Origin of the sequence: Streptomyces sp. NPDC056734 (assembly GCF_042790455.1) — a bacterium.
Taxonomy (GTDB): Bacteria; Actinomycetota; Actinomycetes; order Streptomycetales; family Streptomycetaceae; genus Streptomyces.
In genome coordinates this window covers 316,507-332,753 of record NZ_JBHTZD010000005.1, presented here as the reverse complement: position 1 = coordinate 332,753, position 16,247 = coordinate 316,507, and the positions used below count along the sequence as shown (strand labels likewise).

The 16,247-nt window shown below is 72.4% G+C and carries 13 protein-coding genes; 11 read left to right on the top strand and 2 right to left on the bottom strand.

Annotated features, from left to right (window positions below; genetic code table 11):
* The first annotated feature begins 12 nt into the window (after positions 1-12).
* The 7 genes from ACFRFC_RS09865 (at position 13) to ACFRFC_RS09835 (ending at position 8,121) form a co-directional block, all read left to right on the top strand.
* The gene (locus tag ACFRFC_RS09865; protein ID WP_382684233.1) at positions 13-1,611 is read left to right on the top strand and encodes an acyl-CoA carboxylase subunit beta; all 1,599 of its coding nucleotides are present in this window, start codon (positions 13-15) and stop codon (positions 1,609-1,611) included.
* Positions 1,612-1,621: 10 nt separating this feature from the next.
* Positions 1,622-3,466: an acetyl/propionyl/methylcrotonyl-CoA carboxylase subunit alpha gene (locus tag ACFRFC_RS09860; RefSeq protein ID WP_382684236.1), complete on the top strand. Its 1,845-nt coding sequence runs from the start codon at positions 1,622-1,624 to the stop codon at positions 3,464-3,466.
* 80 nt (positions 3,467-3,546) lie between these two features.
* A complete protein-coding gene (locus ACFRFC_RS09855) occupies positions 3,547-4,677 on the top strand; it encodes an acyl-CoA dehydrogenase family protein (protein ID WP_382684239.1) in 1,131 nt (376 codons plus the stop codon).
* 92 nt (positions 4,678-4,769) lie between these two features.
* Entirely contained in the window at positions 4,770-6,392 is a 1,623-nt protein-coding gene (locus tag ACFRFC_RS09850) for a 4-coumarate--CoA ligase family protein (RefSeq protein ID WP_382684242.1), read from the top strand.
* On the top strand, positions 6,389-7,123 hold the full coding sequence (locus ACFRFC_RS09845; protein ID WP_382684245.1) for an enoyl-CoA hydratase family protein: 735 nt from the start codon (positions 6,389-6,391) through the stop codon (positions 7,121-7,123). The genes ACFRFC_RS09850 and ACFRFC_RS09845 overlap by 4 nt, the downstream gene beginning before the upstream one ends.
* A gap of 37 nt (positions 7,124-7,160) precedes the next feature.
* Positions 7,161-7,805: a TetR/AcrR family transcriptional regulator gene (locus tag ACFRFC_RS09840; RefSeq protein WP_382684248.1), complete on the top strand. Its 645-nt coding sequence runs from the start codon at positions 7,161-7,163 to the stop codon at positions 7,803-7,805.
* A gap of 43 nt (positions 7,806-7,848) precedes the next feature.
* Positions 7,849-8,121, top strand: coding sequence for a hypothetical protein (locus ACFRFC_RS09835; protein WP_382684250.1), 273 nt, complete (start codon positions 7,849-7,851; stop codon positions 8,119-8,121).
* Between the two features lie 19 nt (positions 8,122-8,140).
* Here the strand turns inward: ACFRFC_RS09835 and pdxH are convergent, their stop codons facing one another.
* A complete protein-coding gene (gene pdxH / locus ACFRFC_RS09830) occupies positions 8,141-8,818 on the bottom strand; it encodes a pyridoxamine 5'-phosphate oxidase (protein ID WP_382684253.1) in 678 nt (225 codons plus the stop codon).
* Positions 8,819-9,149: 331 nt separating this feature from the next.
* Between pdxH and ACFRFC_RS09825 the strand changes: the two genes are divergently transcribed.
* Both ACFRFC_RS09825 and ACFRFC_RS09820 read left to right on the top strand, forming a co-directional pair.
* On the top strand, positions 9,150-10,250 hold the full coding sequence (locus ACFRFC_RS09825) for a citrate synthase 2 (RefSeq protein WP_382684255.1): 1,101 nt from the start codon (positions 9,150-9,152) through the stop codon (positions 10,248-10,250).
* A gap of 685 nt (positions 10,251-10,935) precedes the next feature.
* Complete coding sequence (locus ACFRFC_RS09820) at positions 10,936-12,417, top strand: PAS domain-containing protein (RefSeq protein WP_382684258.1); 1,482 nt, start codon at positions 10,936-10,938, stop codon at positions 12,415-12,417.
* 307 nt (positions 12,418-12,724) lie between these two features.
* On the opposite strand, the gene ACFRFC_RS09815 is transcribed toward ACFRFC_RS09820, so the two are convergent.
* Positions 12,725-13,480: an SIS domain-containing protein gene (locus ACFRFC_RS09815; RefSeq protein WP_382684261.1), complete on the bottom strand. Its 756-nt coding sequence runs from the start codon at positions 13,478-13,480 to the stop codon at positions 12,725-12,727.
* A 248-nt stretch (positions 13,481-13,728) separates the two neighbouring features.
* Here ACFRFC_RS09815 and ACFRFC_RS09810 point away from each other — a divergent pair, with 248 nt between their 5' ends.
* Positions 13,729-14,421, top strand: coding sequence for a metal-dependent transcriptional regulator (locus tag ACFRFC_RS09810; RefSeq protein ID WP_382684264.1), 693 nt, complete (start codon positions 13,729-13,731; stop codon positions 14,419-14,421).
* 730 nt (positions 14,422-15,151) lie between these two features.
* Positions 15,152-16,039, top strand: coding sequence for an alpha/beta fold hydrolase (locus tag ACFRFC_RS09805; RefSeq protein ID WP_382684265.1), 888 nt, complete (start codon positions 15,152-15,154; stop codon positions 16,037-16,039).
* Positions 16,040-16,247: the final 208 nt, after the last annotated feature.

Sequence of the window (16,247 nt, the reverse complement as noted above, 5' to 3'; positions counted from 1 at the left end):
CCGGAGGCCCCGGTGACCATCCTCGAATCCACCCTCGACCCCACCACCCCCGACCACCGCTCCCACCGCGACGCCATGCTCGCGAAACTCGCCGAGCTGGACGGCGAGCATGCGAAGGCGCTGGCGGGCGGCGGCGAGAAATACGTCCAGCGGCACCGCAAGCGCGGCAAGCTGCTCGCCCGGGAGCGCATCGAGCTGCTGCTGGACCCGGACACCCCCTTCCTGGAGCTGTCCCCGCTGGCGGCCTGGGGGAGTGACTACGCGGTCGGCGCCTCCCTGGTCACCGGGATCGGCGTGGTGGAGGGCGTGGAGTGCCTGATCACCGCCAACGATCCGACCGTGCGCGGCGGTGCCAGCAACCCGTGGAGCCTGAAGAAGGCGCTGCGGGCCAACGACATCGCGCTGGCCAACCGGCTGCCCTGCATCAGCCTGGTGGAGTCCGGCGGCGCCGACCTGCCCTCGCAGAAGGAGATCTTCATCCCCGGCGGAGCCGTCTTCCGGGACCTGACCCGGCTGTCCGCCGCCGGAATCCCCACGATCGCCGTCGTCTTCGGGAACTCGACGGCCGGGGGCGCCTACATCCCCGGCATGTCCGACCACGTGATCATGGTCAAGGAGCGCGCGAAGGTGTTCCTGGGCGGGCCGCCGCTCGTGAAGATGGCGACCGGCGAGGAGAGCGACGACGAGTCGCTGGGCGGCGCCGAGATGCACGCCCGCACCTCCGGCCTCGCCGACCACTTCGCCGTCGACGAGCCGGACGCCCTGCGCCAGGCCCGCCGGGTCGTCGCCCGCCTCAACCACCGCAAGGCGTACGAGGATCCGGGGCCCGCCGAGCCGCCGAAGTACGACCCGGAGGAACTGCTCGGCATCGTCCCCGGCGATCTCAAGATCCCCTTCGACCCGCGCGAGGTGATCGCCCGGATCGTGGACGCCTCCGACTTCGACGAGTTCAAGCCGCTGTACGGGACGAGTCTGGCGACCGGCTGGGCCACCCTGCACGGCTACCCCGTCGGCATCCTGGCCAACACCCAGGGCGTGATCTTCAGCGCCGAGTCGCAGAAGGCGGCCCAGTTCATCCAGCTCGCCAACCAGCGGGACATCCCGCTGCTGTTCCTGCACAACACCACCGGCTACATGGTCGGCCGGGAGTACGAGCAGGGCGGCATCATCAAACACGGCGCCATGATGATCAACGCCGTCAGCAACAGCCGCGTCCCCCATCTGTCCGTCCTCATGGGGGCGTCGTACGGCGCCGGGCACTACGGCATGTGCGGCAGGGCCTACGACCCGCGCTTCCTGTTCGCCTGGCCCAGCGCCAAATCGGCCGTCATGGGTCCGCAGCAGCTCGCCGGGGTGCTGTCGATCGTCGCCCGCCAGTCGGCCGCCGCCAAGGGACAGCCGTACGACGAGGACGCCGACACCGCCCTGCGCGCGATGGTCGAGGGGCAGATCGAGTCCGAGTCGCTGCCGATGTTCCTGTCCGGGCGGCTCTACGACGACGGGGTCATCGACCCCCGCGACACCCGGACCGTCCTCGGCCTGTGCCTGTCCGCCGTGCACACCGCGCCCTACGAGGGCGTGCGCGGCGGCTTCGGCGTCTTCCGGATGTGAGGGACCAGCCATGATCACTTCTCTCCTTGTGGCCAACCGGGGCGAGATCGCCGTCCGGATCTTCCGCACCTGCCGTGACCTCGGTATCCGCACGGTCGCCGTGTACTCCGACGCGGACGCGGACGCGCTGCACGCGCGCGTGGCCGACGACGCCGTACGGCTGCCGGGGCTCACGCCCGCCGACACCTATCTGCGCGGCGAGCTGATCGTGAAGGCGGCCCTGGCGGCGGGCGCCGACGCCGTGCACCCCGGCTACGGCTTCCTGTCCGAGAACGCCGGCTTCGCGCGCGAGGTACGGGACGCCGGGCTGGTGTGGATCGGGCCGCCGCCCGACGCCATCGAGGCCATGGCGTCCAAGACCCGCGCCAAGGAGCTGATGGGGCTCGCCCCGCCGGGCGAGGTCACCGAGGCCGATCTCCCGGTGCTGGTGAAGGCCGCCGCCGGGGGAGGGGGGCGCGGCATGCGGATCGTACGGCGCCTGGAAGAGCTGCCCGGCGCGCTGGAGGGCGCCCGCGCGGAGGCCGCGAGCGCGTTCGGCGACGGAGAGGTGTTCGTCGAGCCGTACGTCGAGCACGGCCGCCATGTCGAGGTGCAGATCCTCGCCGACACCCACGGCACGGTCTGGGCGCTCGGCACCCGCGACTGCTCCCTCCAGCGCCGCCACCAGAAGGTCATCGAGGAGGCCCCCGCGCCCGGCCTCGCGCCCGCCCTCACCGACGAGCTGTACGTGCTGGCCGAGCGCGCCGCGCGCCGCGTGGCGTACGTCGGCGCGGGGACCGTCGAGTTCCTCGTCGCCGGCGGCGAGGCGCACTTCCTGGAGATGAACACCCGCCTCCAGGTCGAACACCCCGTCACGGAGGCCGTGTTCGGCATCGACCTGGTGGCCGAGCAGCTCCGTATCGCCGAGGGCCACGCCCTGCCGGAGCAGCCGCCCCGCGCGCGGGGCCACGCCGTCGAGGCCCGGCTGTATGCCGAGGACCCGGCCCACGACTGGACCCCGCAGACCGGCACCCTGCACCGCCTGACCGCACCGGAGGGCGTCCGTCTGGACACCGGCTACACCGACGGCGACACCATCGGCGTCCACTACGACCCCCTGCTCGCCAAGGTGATCGCCCACGCCCCCACCCGCGCGGAGGCCCTCCGCAAGCTGGCGGGAGCCCTGGACCGTACGGAGATCCACGGCCCCCTCACCAACCGCGATCTCCTCGTCCGCTCCCTGCGCCACGAAGAGTTCACGGCGGCCCGCATGGACACCGGCTTCTACGACCGCCACCTCACCGCCCTCACCACCCCCACCCCCGACCCCTACGCCCCCCTCGCCGCCGCCCTCGCCGACGCCCACGGCCGCTCCCGCTTCGGCGGCTGGCGCAATCTCCCCTCCCAGCCCCAGACCAAGCGCTACCGCCTGTCCGGCGAGGAACACGAGGCCACCTACCGCCACACCCGCGCGGGCACCCTGGAGGCCGACGGGGTACGCGTCCTGCACGCCGACGCGCGGCAGGTCGTACTGGAAGCGGCGGGCGTACGCAGGACGTTCGAGATCACGCGCTACGCCGACCGGACCTACGTCAACCACACCCCCCTGACCCCCGTCCCCCGCTTCCCCGACCCCACCACCCAGCACGCCCCCGGCTCCCTCCTGGCCCCCATGCCGGGCACAGTGATCCGCATCGCCGAGGGCCTGAGCGAGGGAACCCAGGTAAAGGCAGGGGAGCCCCTCCTCTGGCTGGAGGCGATGAAGATGGAACACCGCATCACAGCCCCGGTGGCAGGAACCCTGACCGCCCTCCACGTGACCACGGGACAGCAGGTGCAGGTCGACACACTGCTGGCGGTAGTACGACCGACTTAGGGGCGCGGGACTGTATCGATATGCGGCTCCGCCGCGTGCGCGCGACCAGCCACCCACAACCCGCACCCCGAAGGAGCGAGATGCCCCCCACCGAATCCGAAGAACACCAGACCCTACGAACCGCAGTCGCCACCCTCGGCAAGACCCACGGCCCCACCTACGACCGAGCCACCCTCTGGGCAGAAGCGGGCAAACTGGGCTACCTGGGCGTCAATCTTCCGGAGGAACACGGCGGCGGCGGAGCCGGTATCACCGAACTCTCGATCGTCCTCGAAGAGCTGGGTGCGGCCGGAGCCCCCCTCCTCATGCTGGTCGTCTCCCCGGCGATCTGCGGCACCGTCATATCCCGCTTCGGCACCGAGACCCAGAAACGCCACTGGCTCCCGGCCCTGGCCGACGGCACGAAGACGATGGCGTTCGCCATCACCGAACCCGACGCGGGCTCCAACTCCCACCGCATCACCACCACCGCCCGCCGCGACGGCGACACCTGGCTGCTGACCGGCCGGAAGGTCTTCATCTCCGGCGTGGACATCGCCGACGCCGTCCTGATCGTCGGCCGCGCGGAGGACTCCCGCACGGGACGCCTCAAGCCCTGTCTGTTCATCGTCCCGACCGACGCGCAGGGCCTCACCCGGCACTCCATCGACATGGAACTCCAGGCGGCGGAGAAGCAGTTCGAGCTGGTCCTGGACGATGTACGGCTGCCCGCCGACGCGCTCGTCGGCGACGAGGACGCCGGGCTGCTCCAGCTGTTCGCCGGGCTGAACCCCGAGCGGATCATGACGGCGGCGTTCGCGATCGGCATGGGCCGCTACGCGCTGTCCCGGGCCATCGAGTACGCCCGTGAGCGGACCGTCTGGAACGCGCCCATCGGCGCCCACCAGGCCATCGCCCACCCCCTCGCGCAGGCCCACATAGAGCTGGAACTGGCCCGTCTGATGACGCAGAAGGCGGCGGCGCTGTACGACGCGGGCGACGACGCGGGCGCGGGCGAGGCGGCGAACATGGCGAAGTACGCGGCCGGTGAGGCGTGTGTGAGAGCCGTCGACCAGGCCGTGCACACCCTCGGCGGCAACGGCCTGACCCGCGAGTTCGGGCTCGCCAAGCTGATCACGGCCGCCCGCGTGGCCCGGATCGCGCCGGTCAGCCGGGAGATGATCCTCAACTACGTCTCCCACCAGAGCCTGGGCCTGCCCAAGTCGTACTGAACGGGTACGGGGTGGCCGAACCAGTACGAGATACCTGAACCGGTACCCGGTACCCGGTACCCGCTACCCGGCACGGGACAGAGGAGAACCCGATGGTGTCGTTCCGCAGTCAATACGCCGACGTCCCGCCCATGAACCTGCCCATCCACGACGCCGTGCTGGGCGGCGCCGCCGCGTTCGGCGACGCCCCCGCCCTGATCGACGGCACCGACGGCACCACCCTCAGCTACGCGCAGCTGGACCGCTTCCACCGCCGGGTCGCCGCCGGTCTGGCCCAGGCCGGGGTGCGCAAGGGCGATGTGCTCGCCCTGCACAGCCCGAACACCATCGCCTTCCCGACCGCGTTCTACGCCGCCACGCGCGCGGGCGCGTCCGTGACCACCGTGCATCCGCTCGCCACGCCCGAGGAGTTCGCGGGGCAGCTCGCGGACTGCGCGGCCCGCTGGATCGTCACGGTGTCCCCGCTGCTGGACGTGGCCCGCCGCGCGGCCGGTCTCGCCGGGGGCGTCCGGGAGATCTTCGTCTGCGACAGCGCGCCCGGCCACCGCTCGCTGACCGATCTGCCGGCCTCCACCGCGCCCGAGCCGTCCGTCGCCCTCGACCCGGCCGAGGACGTGGCCGTCCTGCCGTACTCCTCGGGCACCACCGGCACCCCGAAGGGCGTGATGCTCACCCACCGGCAGATCGCCACCAACCTCGCCCAGCTCACCACCCAGGTGATCCCGTCCGCCCCGGGCGACCGCATCCTGGCCGTGCTGCCCTTCTTCCACATCTACGGCCTCACCGCGCTCATGAACGCCCCCCTGCGCCAAGGCGCCACGGTCGTCGTGCTGCCCCGCTTCGACCTGGAGACCTTCCTCGCGGCCATCCAGAACCACCGCATCACCGGCCTGTACGTCGCCCCGCCGATCGTCCTCGCCCTCGCCAAGCACCCGAGGGTCGCCGACTACGACCTGTCCTCCCTGCGGTACGTCATCAGCGCCGCCGCCCCCCTGGACGCGCGCCTCGCCGCCGCCTGCGCGCACCGGCTGAACCTGCCGCCGGTCGGCCAGGCGTACGGCATGACGGAACTCTCCCCGGGCACCCATGTCGTCCCCCTGGACGCCATGCACGAGGCCCCGCCCGGCACCGTCGGCAAGCTGATCCCCAACACCGAGATGCGGATCATCTCCCTGGACGACCCGGATGACCCGGACGATCCCGACGGCCCCGGCAATCCGCACGGCCCCGCCAGGGACCTCGGCCCGGGCCAGTCCGGCGAGATCCTCTTCCGGGGCCCGCAGGTGATGAAGGGCTACCTGGGCCGCCCCGACGCCACCGCCGCGATGATCGACCCCGACGGCTGGCTGCACACCGGGGACGTCGGTCATGTCGACGAGGACGGCTGGCTGTACGTCGTCGACCGGGTCAAGGAACTCATCAAGTACAAGGGCTTCCAGGTGGCCCCCGCCGAACTGGAGGCACTGCTCCTCACCCACCCCGGCATCGCGGACGCGGCCGTCATCGGCGCCCCCGACGAGAACGGCAACGAGGTCCCGCACGCGTACGTGGTGCGCCAGCCGTCCGCCGACGGCCTCTCCGAGGGCGAGGTGATGATGTACGTCGCCGAACGCGTCGCGCCCTACAAGCGGGTGCGCGGCGTGACCTTCACCGCCGGGGTGCCCCGCGCCGCCTCCGGCAAGATCCTCCGCCGTGAACTGAGGGAACGCCGATGACCCTGATCGCCCGTACCCGCGCCCAGGGCGTGGCCACGCTCGCCCTGGACTCGCCGGGCAACCGCAACGCCCTGTCGGCGGCCCTGGTCGGCGAACTCACCGGCGCGCTCGCCGAGTGCGGCCGGGACGACGGTGTCCGCGCGGTGGTCCTCACCCACACCGGCACCACCTTCAGCGCGGGCGCCGACCTGCGCGACCCGCCCGCGCCCACCGCCCTGGTCGCCCTGCTGCGGGCGCTGGTCGACCTGCCGAAGCCGGTCGTCGCCCGGGTCACCGGGCATGTCCGCGCGGGCGGCCTCGGACTCCTCGCCGCCTGTGATCTCGCCGCCGCCTCGGACACCGCGACGTTCGCTTTCACCGAGGTGCGGATCGGGGTCGCCCCCGCCGTGATCTCGCTCCCCCTCCTCCCGCGCACCGACCCGCGCGCCCTGGCCCGCTACTACCTCACCGGCGAGCGTTTCGACGCCGCCGAGGCGGCCCGTATCGGGCTGGTGACGGCGTACGGGACGGACGTGGACGCCGTACTCGATCCGGTCCTGGACGGGCTGCGGCGCTCGGAGCCACAGGCTCTGGCGGAGACCAAACGGCTGCTCACGGCTAGGGTGCAGGAAGCTTTCGACCGGGACGCGGACACCCTGACCGCGCTCTCGGCCCGGCTGTTCGCCTCCCCGCAGGCCCGCGAGGGGATGACGGCCTTCCTGGAACGACGGGATCCGTCATGGGTGCTGTGAGAACACACGACACGGGGTCGGTACGGAGGTGAGCGGCATGGGTGGCAGAGAAGACAGCGGCGGCGGTGCCGGTGGCGGTACGGGCACCGTCGACCGGGTGCCCAAGCAGGACCGCAGCCGGGCGACCCGGCAACGGCTCCTTGAGGCGGCCGTCTCCTGTCTCGCCGAGCACGGCTGGGCGGGCTCCACGGTCTCCGTCGTCGCGGAGCGGGCCGGTGTCTCGCGCGGCGCGGCCCAGCACCACTTCCCGACCCGCGAGGACCTGTTCACGGCGGCCGTCGAGTACGTCGCCGAGGAACGCTCGGGCGCCCTGCGCGCCCTGTTCCCCCAGGGGGCGGCCGGGGACCGCCGCGCGGTCGTCGCCGCGCTGGTCGACCTCTACACCGGCCCGCTCTTCCGCGCCGCCCTCCATCTGTGGGTCGCGGCCTCCGACGAGGAGCAGCTACGGGCCCGGGTGACCGAACTGGAGGCCCGCGTGGGCCGCGAGACCCACCGCATAGCCGTCGATCTCCTCGCCGCCGACGAGACCCGCCCCGGCGTCCGCGAGACCGTCCAGGGCCTGCTCGACATGGCCCGTGGCCTGGGCCTCGCCAACCTCCTCACGGACGACGGACCGCGCCGGGAGCGGGTGGTGGCGCAGTGGGGGGAGATCGTGCAGCGGGAACTGGGGCGGCACCGCTGACGCGGGCGGTCTTGAGTACACCGGTCACGGGTTACGGATCCAGTTGCATGTCCACTCCGACATCCATGAGCTGGGGGTGCGGGTGGACGTCCTGACGGACAAACCCCCGAGGGAACGCGTGCGGGCCGAGTTGTCGCAGCTCTACGCGGTGTGCGGGCTCGGGGCGCCCAGCCAGCTGCCGATGACCGCCTATGGCCCGCGCCTGGTGGCGGTCAGGGTGCGGCAGTCCGCCCGGGTCCTGGAGCAGGTGCTGCCCTTGCAGCTGGGCGACGACCGGGACGCGCTCCTGCGCAAGGCGGCGGCCCGCGGCGGCTGAGCCCGGCCGGCCCGCCCGCTCAGGGCGCCAGCCGCTCCACCCGCCAGTTCCCGTCGGGCCGGGACACGTACCGCAGCCGGTCGTGCAGCCGGTTCTCGCGGCCCTGCCAGAACTCCACCGACTCGGGCGTCACCCGGAACCCGCCCCAGTGCGGCGGCACCGGGACCTGCTCGCCCTCGGGATAGCGGGCGGCCAGCTCGGCGTAGGACGTGTCGAGTTCGGCGCGGCCGGCGATCGGCGAGGACTGGGCGCTGGCCCAGGCGCCGAGCTGGGAGCCGTGCGGCCGGGTGCGGAAGTACCCGGCGGTCTCGTCGCGGCCGGTGCGCAGGGCTGTGCCCGTGACGATGACCTGCCGGGCCATCGGATGCCAGGGGAAGAGCAGCGAGATGTACGGGTTCGCGGCGAGATCGCGGGCCTTGCGGGAGCCGTAGTTGGTGTAGAAGACGAAGCCCTCTTCGTCGAAGTGCTTCAGCAGGACCGTACGGGAGCTGGGGCGGCCCTCCGCGTCGGCCGTGGACACCACCATCGCGTTCGGCTCGAACAGCCCGGCCTCCGTCGCCGCCTGCCGGAACCAGCGCGCGAACTGCGCCACGGGGGTCGCGGCCAGCTCGCCCTCGGCGAGGCCCTCGGCCCGGTACTGCTCGCGCATCGCGGCGGGATCGAGATCAGGGTCGGTCACGCGGTCATCCTGCCCCATCGCCACCCTCGCCCGTGCGGTGTCCTTGGTCACGGAGTGGCACTCAGTGCCGCGCACTCTCCCCAAAGATGGCACTCGGGGATATCGTGCTGTTGCCGTCCGGTTGGATGACATGACCCCCGACCGCACGGGGCATCACCAAGGTGGCGCCCAGGACCGCGAGTCCCAGAGACGGACCGTGGATCCGGCGGACGCCCGCCGCCTGCGTATCAGCAGCCCCACCCGCACCTGCCCATCCGTCGTCGCTCCATCCGTCGCTCCATGCGTCTGTCATTCCCGTTCCATCCGTCCAGTTCCATCCGTCTGTCGTCCACATCTGAGGAGCCGCCTGATGTCCGACTTCGTACCCGGACTAGAAGGAGTCATCGCGTTCGAGACGGAGATCGCCGAACCGGACAAGGAGGGCGGTGCCCTCCGGTACCGCGGGGTCGACATCGAGGATCTGGTCGGCCATGTCTCGTTCGGCAATGTCTGGGGTCTGCTCGTCGACGGCGCCTTCGACCCCGGTCTGCCGCCCGCCGAGCCGTTCCCCATCCCCGTGCACTCCGGTGACATCCGTGTCGACGTACAGTCGGCGCTCGCCATGCTGGCCCCGGTCTGGGGCCTGAAACCGCTGCTGGACATCGACGCGGCGCAGGCCCGCGACGACCTCGCCCGCGCCGCCGTGATGGCCCTGTCGTACGTCGCCCAGTCGGCCCGCGGCCAGGGGCTGCCCATGGTCCCGCAGCGGGAGATCGACAAGGCGCAGTCGGTCGTCGAGCGGTTCATGATCCGCTGGCGGGGCGAGCCCGACCCGCGCCACATCGCCGCCGTGGACTCCTACTGGACCTCCGCCGCCGAGCACGGCATGAACGCGTCCACCTTCACCGCCCGCGTCATCGCCTCCACCGGCGCCGACGTGGCCGCCGCCCTCTCCGGGGCGGTGGGGGCCATGTCCGGCCCGCTGCACGGCGGCGCCCCCTCCCGGGTCCTGCACATGATCGAGGAGATCGAGCGCACCGGGGACGCAGACGCGTACGTCCGCCGGGCCCTGGACCAGGGCGAGCGCCTGATGGGCTTCGGCCACCGGGTCTACCGGGCCGAGGACCCGCGCGCCCGCGTCCTGCGCCGCACCGCCCGCGAACTGGGTGCCCCGCGCTTCGAGGTCGCGGAGGCCCTGGAGAAGGCGGCCCTGGCGGAGCTGCACAGCCGCCGACCGGACCGGATCCTGGCCACCAACGTCGAGTTCTGGGCGGCGATCGTCCTGGACTTCGCCGAGGTCCCGGCGCACATGTTCACGTCGATGTTCTCCTGCGCCCGGACGGCCGGCTGGTCCGCGCACATCCTGGAGCAGAAGCGCACCGGCCGCCTGGTCCGCCCCTCCGCCCGCTACACCGGCCCCGGCACGCGCGACCCGCGCGAGATCGACGGCTGGACGGACATCACGGGCTGAGGCCCGCGCCGGAGGATCCGGGAGGGCGCCCCGGATCCGCTGAGGCGGCCCTGAAACGCAGACGACCCGCGAGTCGGGTTCCTCCGTGGAGGAGCCGGCCGGACGTTACCGGCGACTCGCGGGTCGGGTGACTGCTGGGATTGGGCCGGCTGCACGCCTCTTTCACGTGCTGGTCCGGCACCGCACAAATGTGGTGGCGGGCCGCTAGCCCGCAATCACCTCACGCGTCCGGTTCTCATACATCTGCCGAACCACCTCCCTTCTCGTGTGCTGGCCACCTTAAGAACCCGATCGGCCGCCGATCAACTGTTTTTTGAATTCTTTGATGAGCCATGGACCACCCCTGTGGCACAGCCGCTTGATCATCTAGCGTCGGGCCCATGACACAGGAAGGGACCGGGCGATGACCCGGCGGGCGCTCCACGGCGACAAGGTCACGCACGCGCGCGTGCGGGGATTCGTGGAGAGCGAAGGCTGTGTGCTTCCTGGGGAACACGAGGAGTGGGTCGACCTGCGGTGGACAGGCGTAGCACCATGAGGGGCGGGGCACGGATTTCCGGCATACAACGATTCCCCGCAATCTTGTGGGAACCAGATGTGTGCTGCATCACGTTCGAGTTGAATGATTGCCAGTGAGCGAACCGACGCGCCGTTCGTGCGGACGCCAACGTGCAGGGGGTTCCAGATGAGTGCTTCCCGGCGTACTGGGGCTACGGACGAACTCGGCCCGGACGGCCCGGACGGACCCGGGTCCGGATCCGGGGCCGGGGCTGAGCCCGGGGCGGGGTCCGGTGGTACAGGGGGCACCCGCGGCCCGGATCTGCTCGCCGCCCTGCTGGACGGCATGGACGCGGCGCTGTGCGCGTTCGACGAGGACGGCGTGGTCACCCACTGGAACCGCGAGGCCGAGCGGATTCTCGGCTGGAGCGCGGCCGAGGCGGTGGGGCGGCACGGCTTCGCCGGCTGGGCGGTGCGCGCGGCGGACGCCGAGGAGGTCGAGAGCCGCCTGATGTCGGCCATGCACGCCCCCGGCCGGCAGGTGCACGAGTTCGCGCTGCTCACCAAGGACGGCGGCCGGGTCCTGGTGCGCACCCAGTCCGCCGCCGTGCGCGGCCCCGACGGCAAGCCCGCCGGGGTGTACTGCGCCTTCAGCGAGGTCCACGCCCAGATCGACCTGGAGCGGTCCATCGCGCTGAGCGAGGCCCTGTTCGAGGACGCGAGCTGGGGTGTCGTCCTGGTCGATGTCGACCTGCGGCCCGCCGTGGTCAACGCGCACGCCGCGCGGGCGCTCGGCAGCGGCCGTACGACCCTGCTGGGCCGTCCGCTGGGCGAGCTGCTGGGGGGCGGTGTGGAGGAGCTGGAGAGCGCCTTCACCCATGTGCTGGCCGAGGGCGCGCCGCCCGCGCCCGCCGAGATCTGGGTGACCGTCCGCACCCCCGAGGGAGAGCGCCGGCGCTGCTGGCGCAGCGGCTTCCTGCGGCTGGCCTCGCCGCTCACCGAGGAGCCGGTGCCGCTCGGGGTCGGCTGGCTGTTCCAGGACGTCACCGAGACCAAGCAGGGCGAGCAGGAAGCCGCGCTGCTGCGCTTCCGCACCAACCAGCTGCACCGCGCGGCACGCGCCGCCGCCGAGTGCGAGGACCCGGCCGAGGCGGCCACCGTCCACCTGGACTTCGCCCTCGCCGGTTTCGCCGACCACGCCCTGATCGACCGGGTCGCGGGCGGCCCCCTCGCCGACGCCACGGCCGCCGGACCCGGTTCGATCCGCCTGGTCCGGATCGCCGAGACCCCCACCGGCACGCCGGGCCCCAGCCGCTTCGGCGGCCAGGCGGGCCTGCCCGCCCGCTACGCCCCGGGCCACCCGGCCCTCCAGTGCGTCGAACGCTCGGGCTCGGTCCGCGCGGGCGCGGGCGCGGTCTCCGCCGACCAGGCCCGCACCTGGGCCCTCACCCGACAGTGGCCCGCCGACTCCGTCCACGCCCTGTGCGCGGTCCTGCGCAGCCGAGGCCGCACCCTGGGCGTCGTAACGTTCCTGCGCGGCCCCGGCCGCACCCAGTTCGAACGCACCGACAGCACCTACGCGGAGGACGTCGCCGTCCGCATAGCGACGTCCCTGGACCTTTCGGGCGCGATACGCGAGCCGGGGGGCGGGGACTCCGGGCTGAGGTGAGGGACGGCCTCCGGTGCGCTCGCCCGGCACCGCCGCGCCTTCGCGCGTACCGGCCCTGGCCGCAGGCCGTCCGGGTGGTCGTCGGCGAGCCCTCGGCCCCGCCGGATGCCCCGCCGGATGCCCCGCCGGATGCCCCGCCGGATGTCGCACCGGATGCCCTGCCGCGAAGCCCTGGCCGCGCAGGGCCCGGCACGCGCCCGCGCGCACGTCACGGCCCCGCCTTGCCGCAGGCGCTCACTCCCGGCCGCAAAAGGGTCGTACCGGGCGGCTCGGCCCACCCCCGTCACGAGCCCCTCACCCCCCTGCCTCACTGCCGGTAAAAGATCCGGTCCCCGTACTCCTCCATCACCCGCCGGTTCCACTCGTGGCCGCCGTCCACATTGCCGGAGCGCAGGAGCGGGGGCTCGATGCCGCGGTCGGCGAGGGAGCCGGCGGCGGTGGCCATGACGGCCTGGAGGAGGGCCGTGGTGACGACGGTGGACGCGGGGGCGAAGGGGGCCGGGACGGCCGCCAGGGTCAGCTCGGCGTCGCCGACCGGGATCTTCGAGTCGAGGACGATGTCGCAGTGGTCCTTGAGGTACGTACCCGAGGAGTGGCGGGACGTGGTCTGCTCGGTGTAGGCGACCGAGGTCACGCCGATCACGCGGACGCCCAGCGCGCGGGCGTTCAGCGCCATCTCGACCGGCAGAGCGTTGCGCCCGGACAGCGAGATGATCACCAGGAGGTCGCCCGAGCGCAGCGGCGAGGAGTCCAGGACGGCCGCGGCGAGGCCGTCCACCCGCTCCAGTGCCGACCCGAGTGTGGCAGGCATCACATCGACGCCGACGACCCCCGGCACCGTCAGCAGGTTCATCAGGGCGAGCCCGCCCGCGCGGTACACGATGTCCTGCGCGGCGAGCGAGGAGTGGCCGGCGCCGAACGCGAACAGCCGCCCGCCCGAGGCGACGGTGTCGGCGATGAGCGTCCCGGCGGCCGTGACCGCCTCCGCACCCTCGTCCCGCACCTGTCGCAGCAGGTCGATAGCGGCGTCGAAGTACTGGTCGGCAAGCTTGCCGTCACCCATGCAGAGCCCCTTCACTCTCGCAGTGCCTGACCCTGTGTCGCGGATCACCGTGCGGTCTGGACCAACGCCGTGTCAATACGGCGATGGCGGCGGTGCGCGTACGGTGGTGGCGGTCACGGGGTCCTCGCAACGGACCCGTTCCTTCGGCGCGGCACGGATGTCAGTGGTATGCGTCAGAATTGAGTCCAGGGCCAGCGCATGTTCCGGGGAGCCGTCGAGCCTCCGGCAGAGCTAATCGAGGGGCACGTATGTCCGGACTGATCGATACGACGGAGATGTATCTCCGCACCATCCTCGAACTGGAGGAGGAAGGTGTGGTCCCCATGCGCGCCCGGATCGCCGAGCGGCTCGACCAGAGCGGCCCGACGGTCAGCCAGACGGTGGCGCGGATGGAGCGCGACGGCCTGGTGTCCGTGGCGAGCGACCGGCACCTGGAGCTGACCGACGAGGGCCGCCGGCTGGCCACGCGCGTGATGCGCAAGCACCGGCTGGCCGAATGCCTGCTCGTGGACGTGATCGGGCTGGAGTGGGAGCAGGTCCACGCCGAGGCGTGCCGCTGGGAGCACGTGATGAGCGAGGCGGTCGAGCGCCGCGTCCTGGAGCTGCTGCGCCACCCCACCGAGTCGCCGTACGGAAACCCCATCCCGGGCCTGGAGGAGCTGGGCGAGAAGGACGGCGCCGACCCCTTCCTGGACGAGGGCATGGTCTCGCTGGCCGACCTCGACCCGGGCATGGAGGGCAAGACGGTCGTGGTCCGCCGCATCGGCGAGCCCATCCAGACGGACGCCCAGCTGATGTACACGCTGCGCCGCGCGGGTGTGCAGCCCGGCTCGGTGGTGAGCGTGACGGAATCCGCCGGCGGGGTCCTGGTCGGCAGCGGCGGCGAGGCGGCGGAGCTGGAGTCGGACGTCGCGTCACACGTCTTCGTCGCCAAGCGCTGAGCCAACGGGGCCAACGGGGTCACCGGGGCCAATGGGGCCAATGGGGCCAACGGAGGCCGCCAACTCCCCGGCGCCGGACGGCACTTGCCGCCCGGCCGAGACCCGTTTCCCATCGTTGCGTCAAATCCCGATCCGGCCGTGCGGAAGGGCAGCGCGGTGACGGTTCCCGTGACACGCTGTCGCGTGAGGCATATGACCGGCAGGGGGTGGGCGGATGTGCCGGACACACAACTGGACAGACAACCGGACACACAACCGGACATGCAACTGGACAGACAAAAGGCCCCGGCGCCGTGTGGCGCCGGGGCCTGTCCTCCCCTGTGTCGACCCGGAGCCCCGAGCTCCCAGGGTCGTCCCCGCGGACCGGTTTCCCCGAGCGGTCCGCCTCCCGCAGAAGATCTCCCCTGGGGCGCGGCGATCATTCCTGGCGGGGGGTCACTCGAACGAGGGGTGTTGCCCGCCCAACCGCCATTCTCGAATGCGCATTCGATAGTCTGCGGGTGATCTCGCCCGTGACCCCGTGACCCCGTGACCCCGTGACCTTGTGACCCCGTGACCTTGTGACCCGTGACCCCGTGACACGGAGACCCAGCGGTCCGTGACACGGTGAGACCGGACATCGGCAGGAAACAGGAAAGCGGTACTACGGCAGGCAGGACGCGGTGGACAGGTCCGCCCCCCTCGAAGGGCAGCGGGCGGGCCGAGCGGAGCTTGGGGGGTACCAGGACCAATGGTGCGGCGCATCGACGTGACCGGTACGGGCGGCGTACGCCTGGCCGCCTGGGAATTCGGTGACCCCGCGAAGCCGCGCGGGGACAGCGGGGCCATCGAGGGAGCCGATACCGGCGGTGCCGGCTCGCCCGGCGTGCTGTTACTCCATGGCCTGATGGGCCGGGCCTCGCACTGGGCCTCGACCGCCCGCTGGCTCGCCGAGCGGCACCGCGCGGTGGCCCTCGACCAGCGGGGGCACGGGCAGAGCGACAAGCCGCCACGGGCCGCGTTCACCCGGGAGGCGTACGTCGAGGACGCCGAGGCGGCGCTGGAGCAGCTCGGGCTCGCGCCGGTCGTGCTCATCGGGCACGCCATGGGGGCGCTCACCGGATGGCAGCTGGCCGCGAAACGGCCGGACCTGGTGCGCGGGCTGATCATCTGCGACATGCGGGCGTCGGCGCTGGGCGCCGCCTCGCAGCGGGAGTGGGACGACTGGTTCCGGTCCTGGCCCCTGCCGTTCGCGACGATCGCGGACGTACGGAAGTGGTTCGGCGAGGACGACCCCTGGGTGGAGCGCCCCAATCCGGCGCGCGGGGAGTTCTACGCCGAGGTCATGCACGAGTGCGCCGACGGCTGGCGGCCGGTCTTCGAGCCGGAGCAGATGCTGAAGTCCCGCGAGACCTGGGTGTACGACGCGCACTGGGACGAACTGTCGTCCGTGCGCTGCCCCGCCCTGGTCGTGCGCGGTCTGGACGGCGAACTGGGACGCGCCGAGGCGCAGGAGATGGTGCGGGTGCTGCCGCTCGGCGAGTACGCGGAGGTCTCCGACGCGGGCCACCTCGTCCACTACGACCAGCCGGCGTCCTGGCGCACAGCGATCGAGCCGTTCCTCGACCGATTGGGGTGAGCCGGGCTGACCGTCGTCGGCTTTCCGCGCGTCGTGGCCGTTCGCGCAGTTCCCCGCGCCCCTGGAAGAACGGGCGCTGCCCGCAGGTGTCTTTTGCCTTTAGGGGCGCGGGGAACTGCGCGACCAGCCCCCCCCCCCCCCCCCCCCCCCCCCCCGCGCCCCCCCCCCCCGGGGCCACGCCCGAACCCCCAGAATGAGGCCGGGGTAA

Bases quoted from the DNA above. Each gene is read 5' to 3' on its own strand.
- ACFRFC_RS09860 (WP_382684236.1), top strand. From the start codon at position 1,622: ATGATCACTTCTCTCCTTGTGGCCAACCGGGGCGAGATCGCCGTCCGG.
- ACFRFC_RS09855 (WP_382684239.1), top strand. From the start codon at position 3,547: ATGCCCCCCACCGAATCCGAAGAACACCAGACCCTACGAACCGCAGTC.
- ACFRFC_RS09850 (WP_382684242.1), top strand. From the start codon at position 4,770: ATGGTGTCGTTCCGCAGTCAATACGCCGACGTCCCGCCCATGAACCTG.
- ACFRFC_RS09845 (WP_382684245.1), top strand. From the start codon at position 6,389: ATGACCCTGATCGCCCGTACCCGCGCCCAGGGCGTGGCCACGCTCGCC.
- ACFRFC_RS09840 (WP_382684248.1), top strand. From the start codon at position 7,161: ATGGGTGGCAGAGAAGACAGCGGCGGCGGTGCCGGTGGCGGTACGGGC.
- pdxH (WP_382684253.1), bottom strand. From the start codon at position 8,818: ATGGGGCAGGATGACCGCGTGACCGACCCTGATCTCGATCCCGCCGCG.
- ACFRFC_RS09825 (WP_382684255.1), top strand. From the start codon at position 9,150: ATGTCCGACTTCGTACCCGGACTAGAAGGAGTCATCGCGTTCGAGACG.
- ACFRFC_RS09820 (WP_382684258.1), top strand. From the start codon at position 10,936: ATGAGTGCTTCCCGGCGTACTGGGGCTACGGACGAACTCGGCCCGGAC.
- ACFRFC_RS09815 (WP_382684261.1), bottom strand. From the start codon at position 13,480: ATGGGTGACGGCAAGCTTGCCGACCAGTACTTCGACGCCGCTATCGAC.
- ACFRFC_RS09810 (WP_382684264.1), top strand. From the start codon at position 13,729: ATGTCCGGACTGATCGATACGACGGAGATGTATCTCCGCACCATCCTC.
- ACFRFC_RS09805 (WP_382684265.1), top strand. From the start codon at position 15,152: ATGGTGCGGCGCATCGACGTGACCGGTACGGGCGGCGTACGCCTGGCC.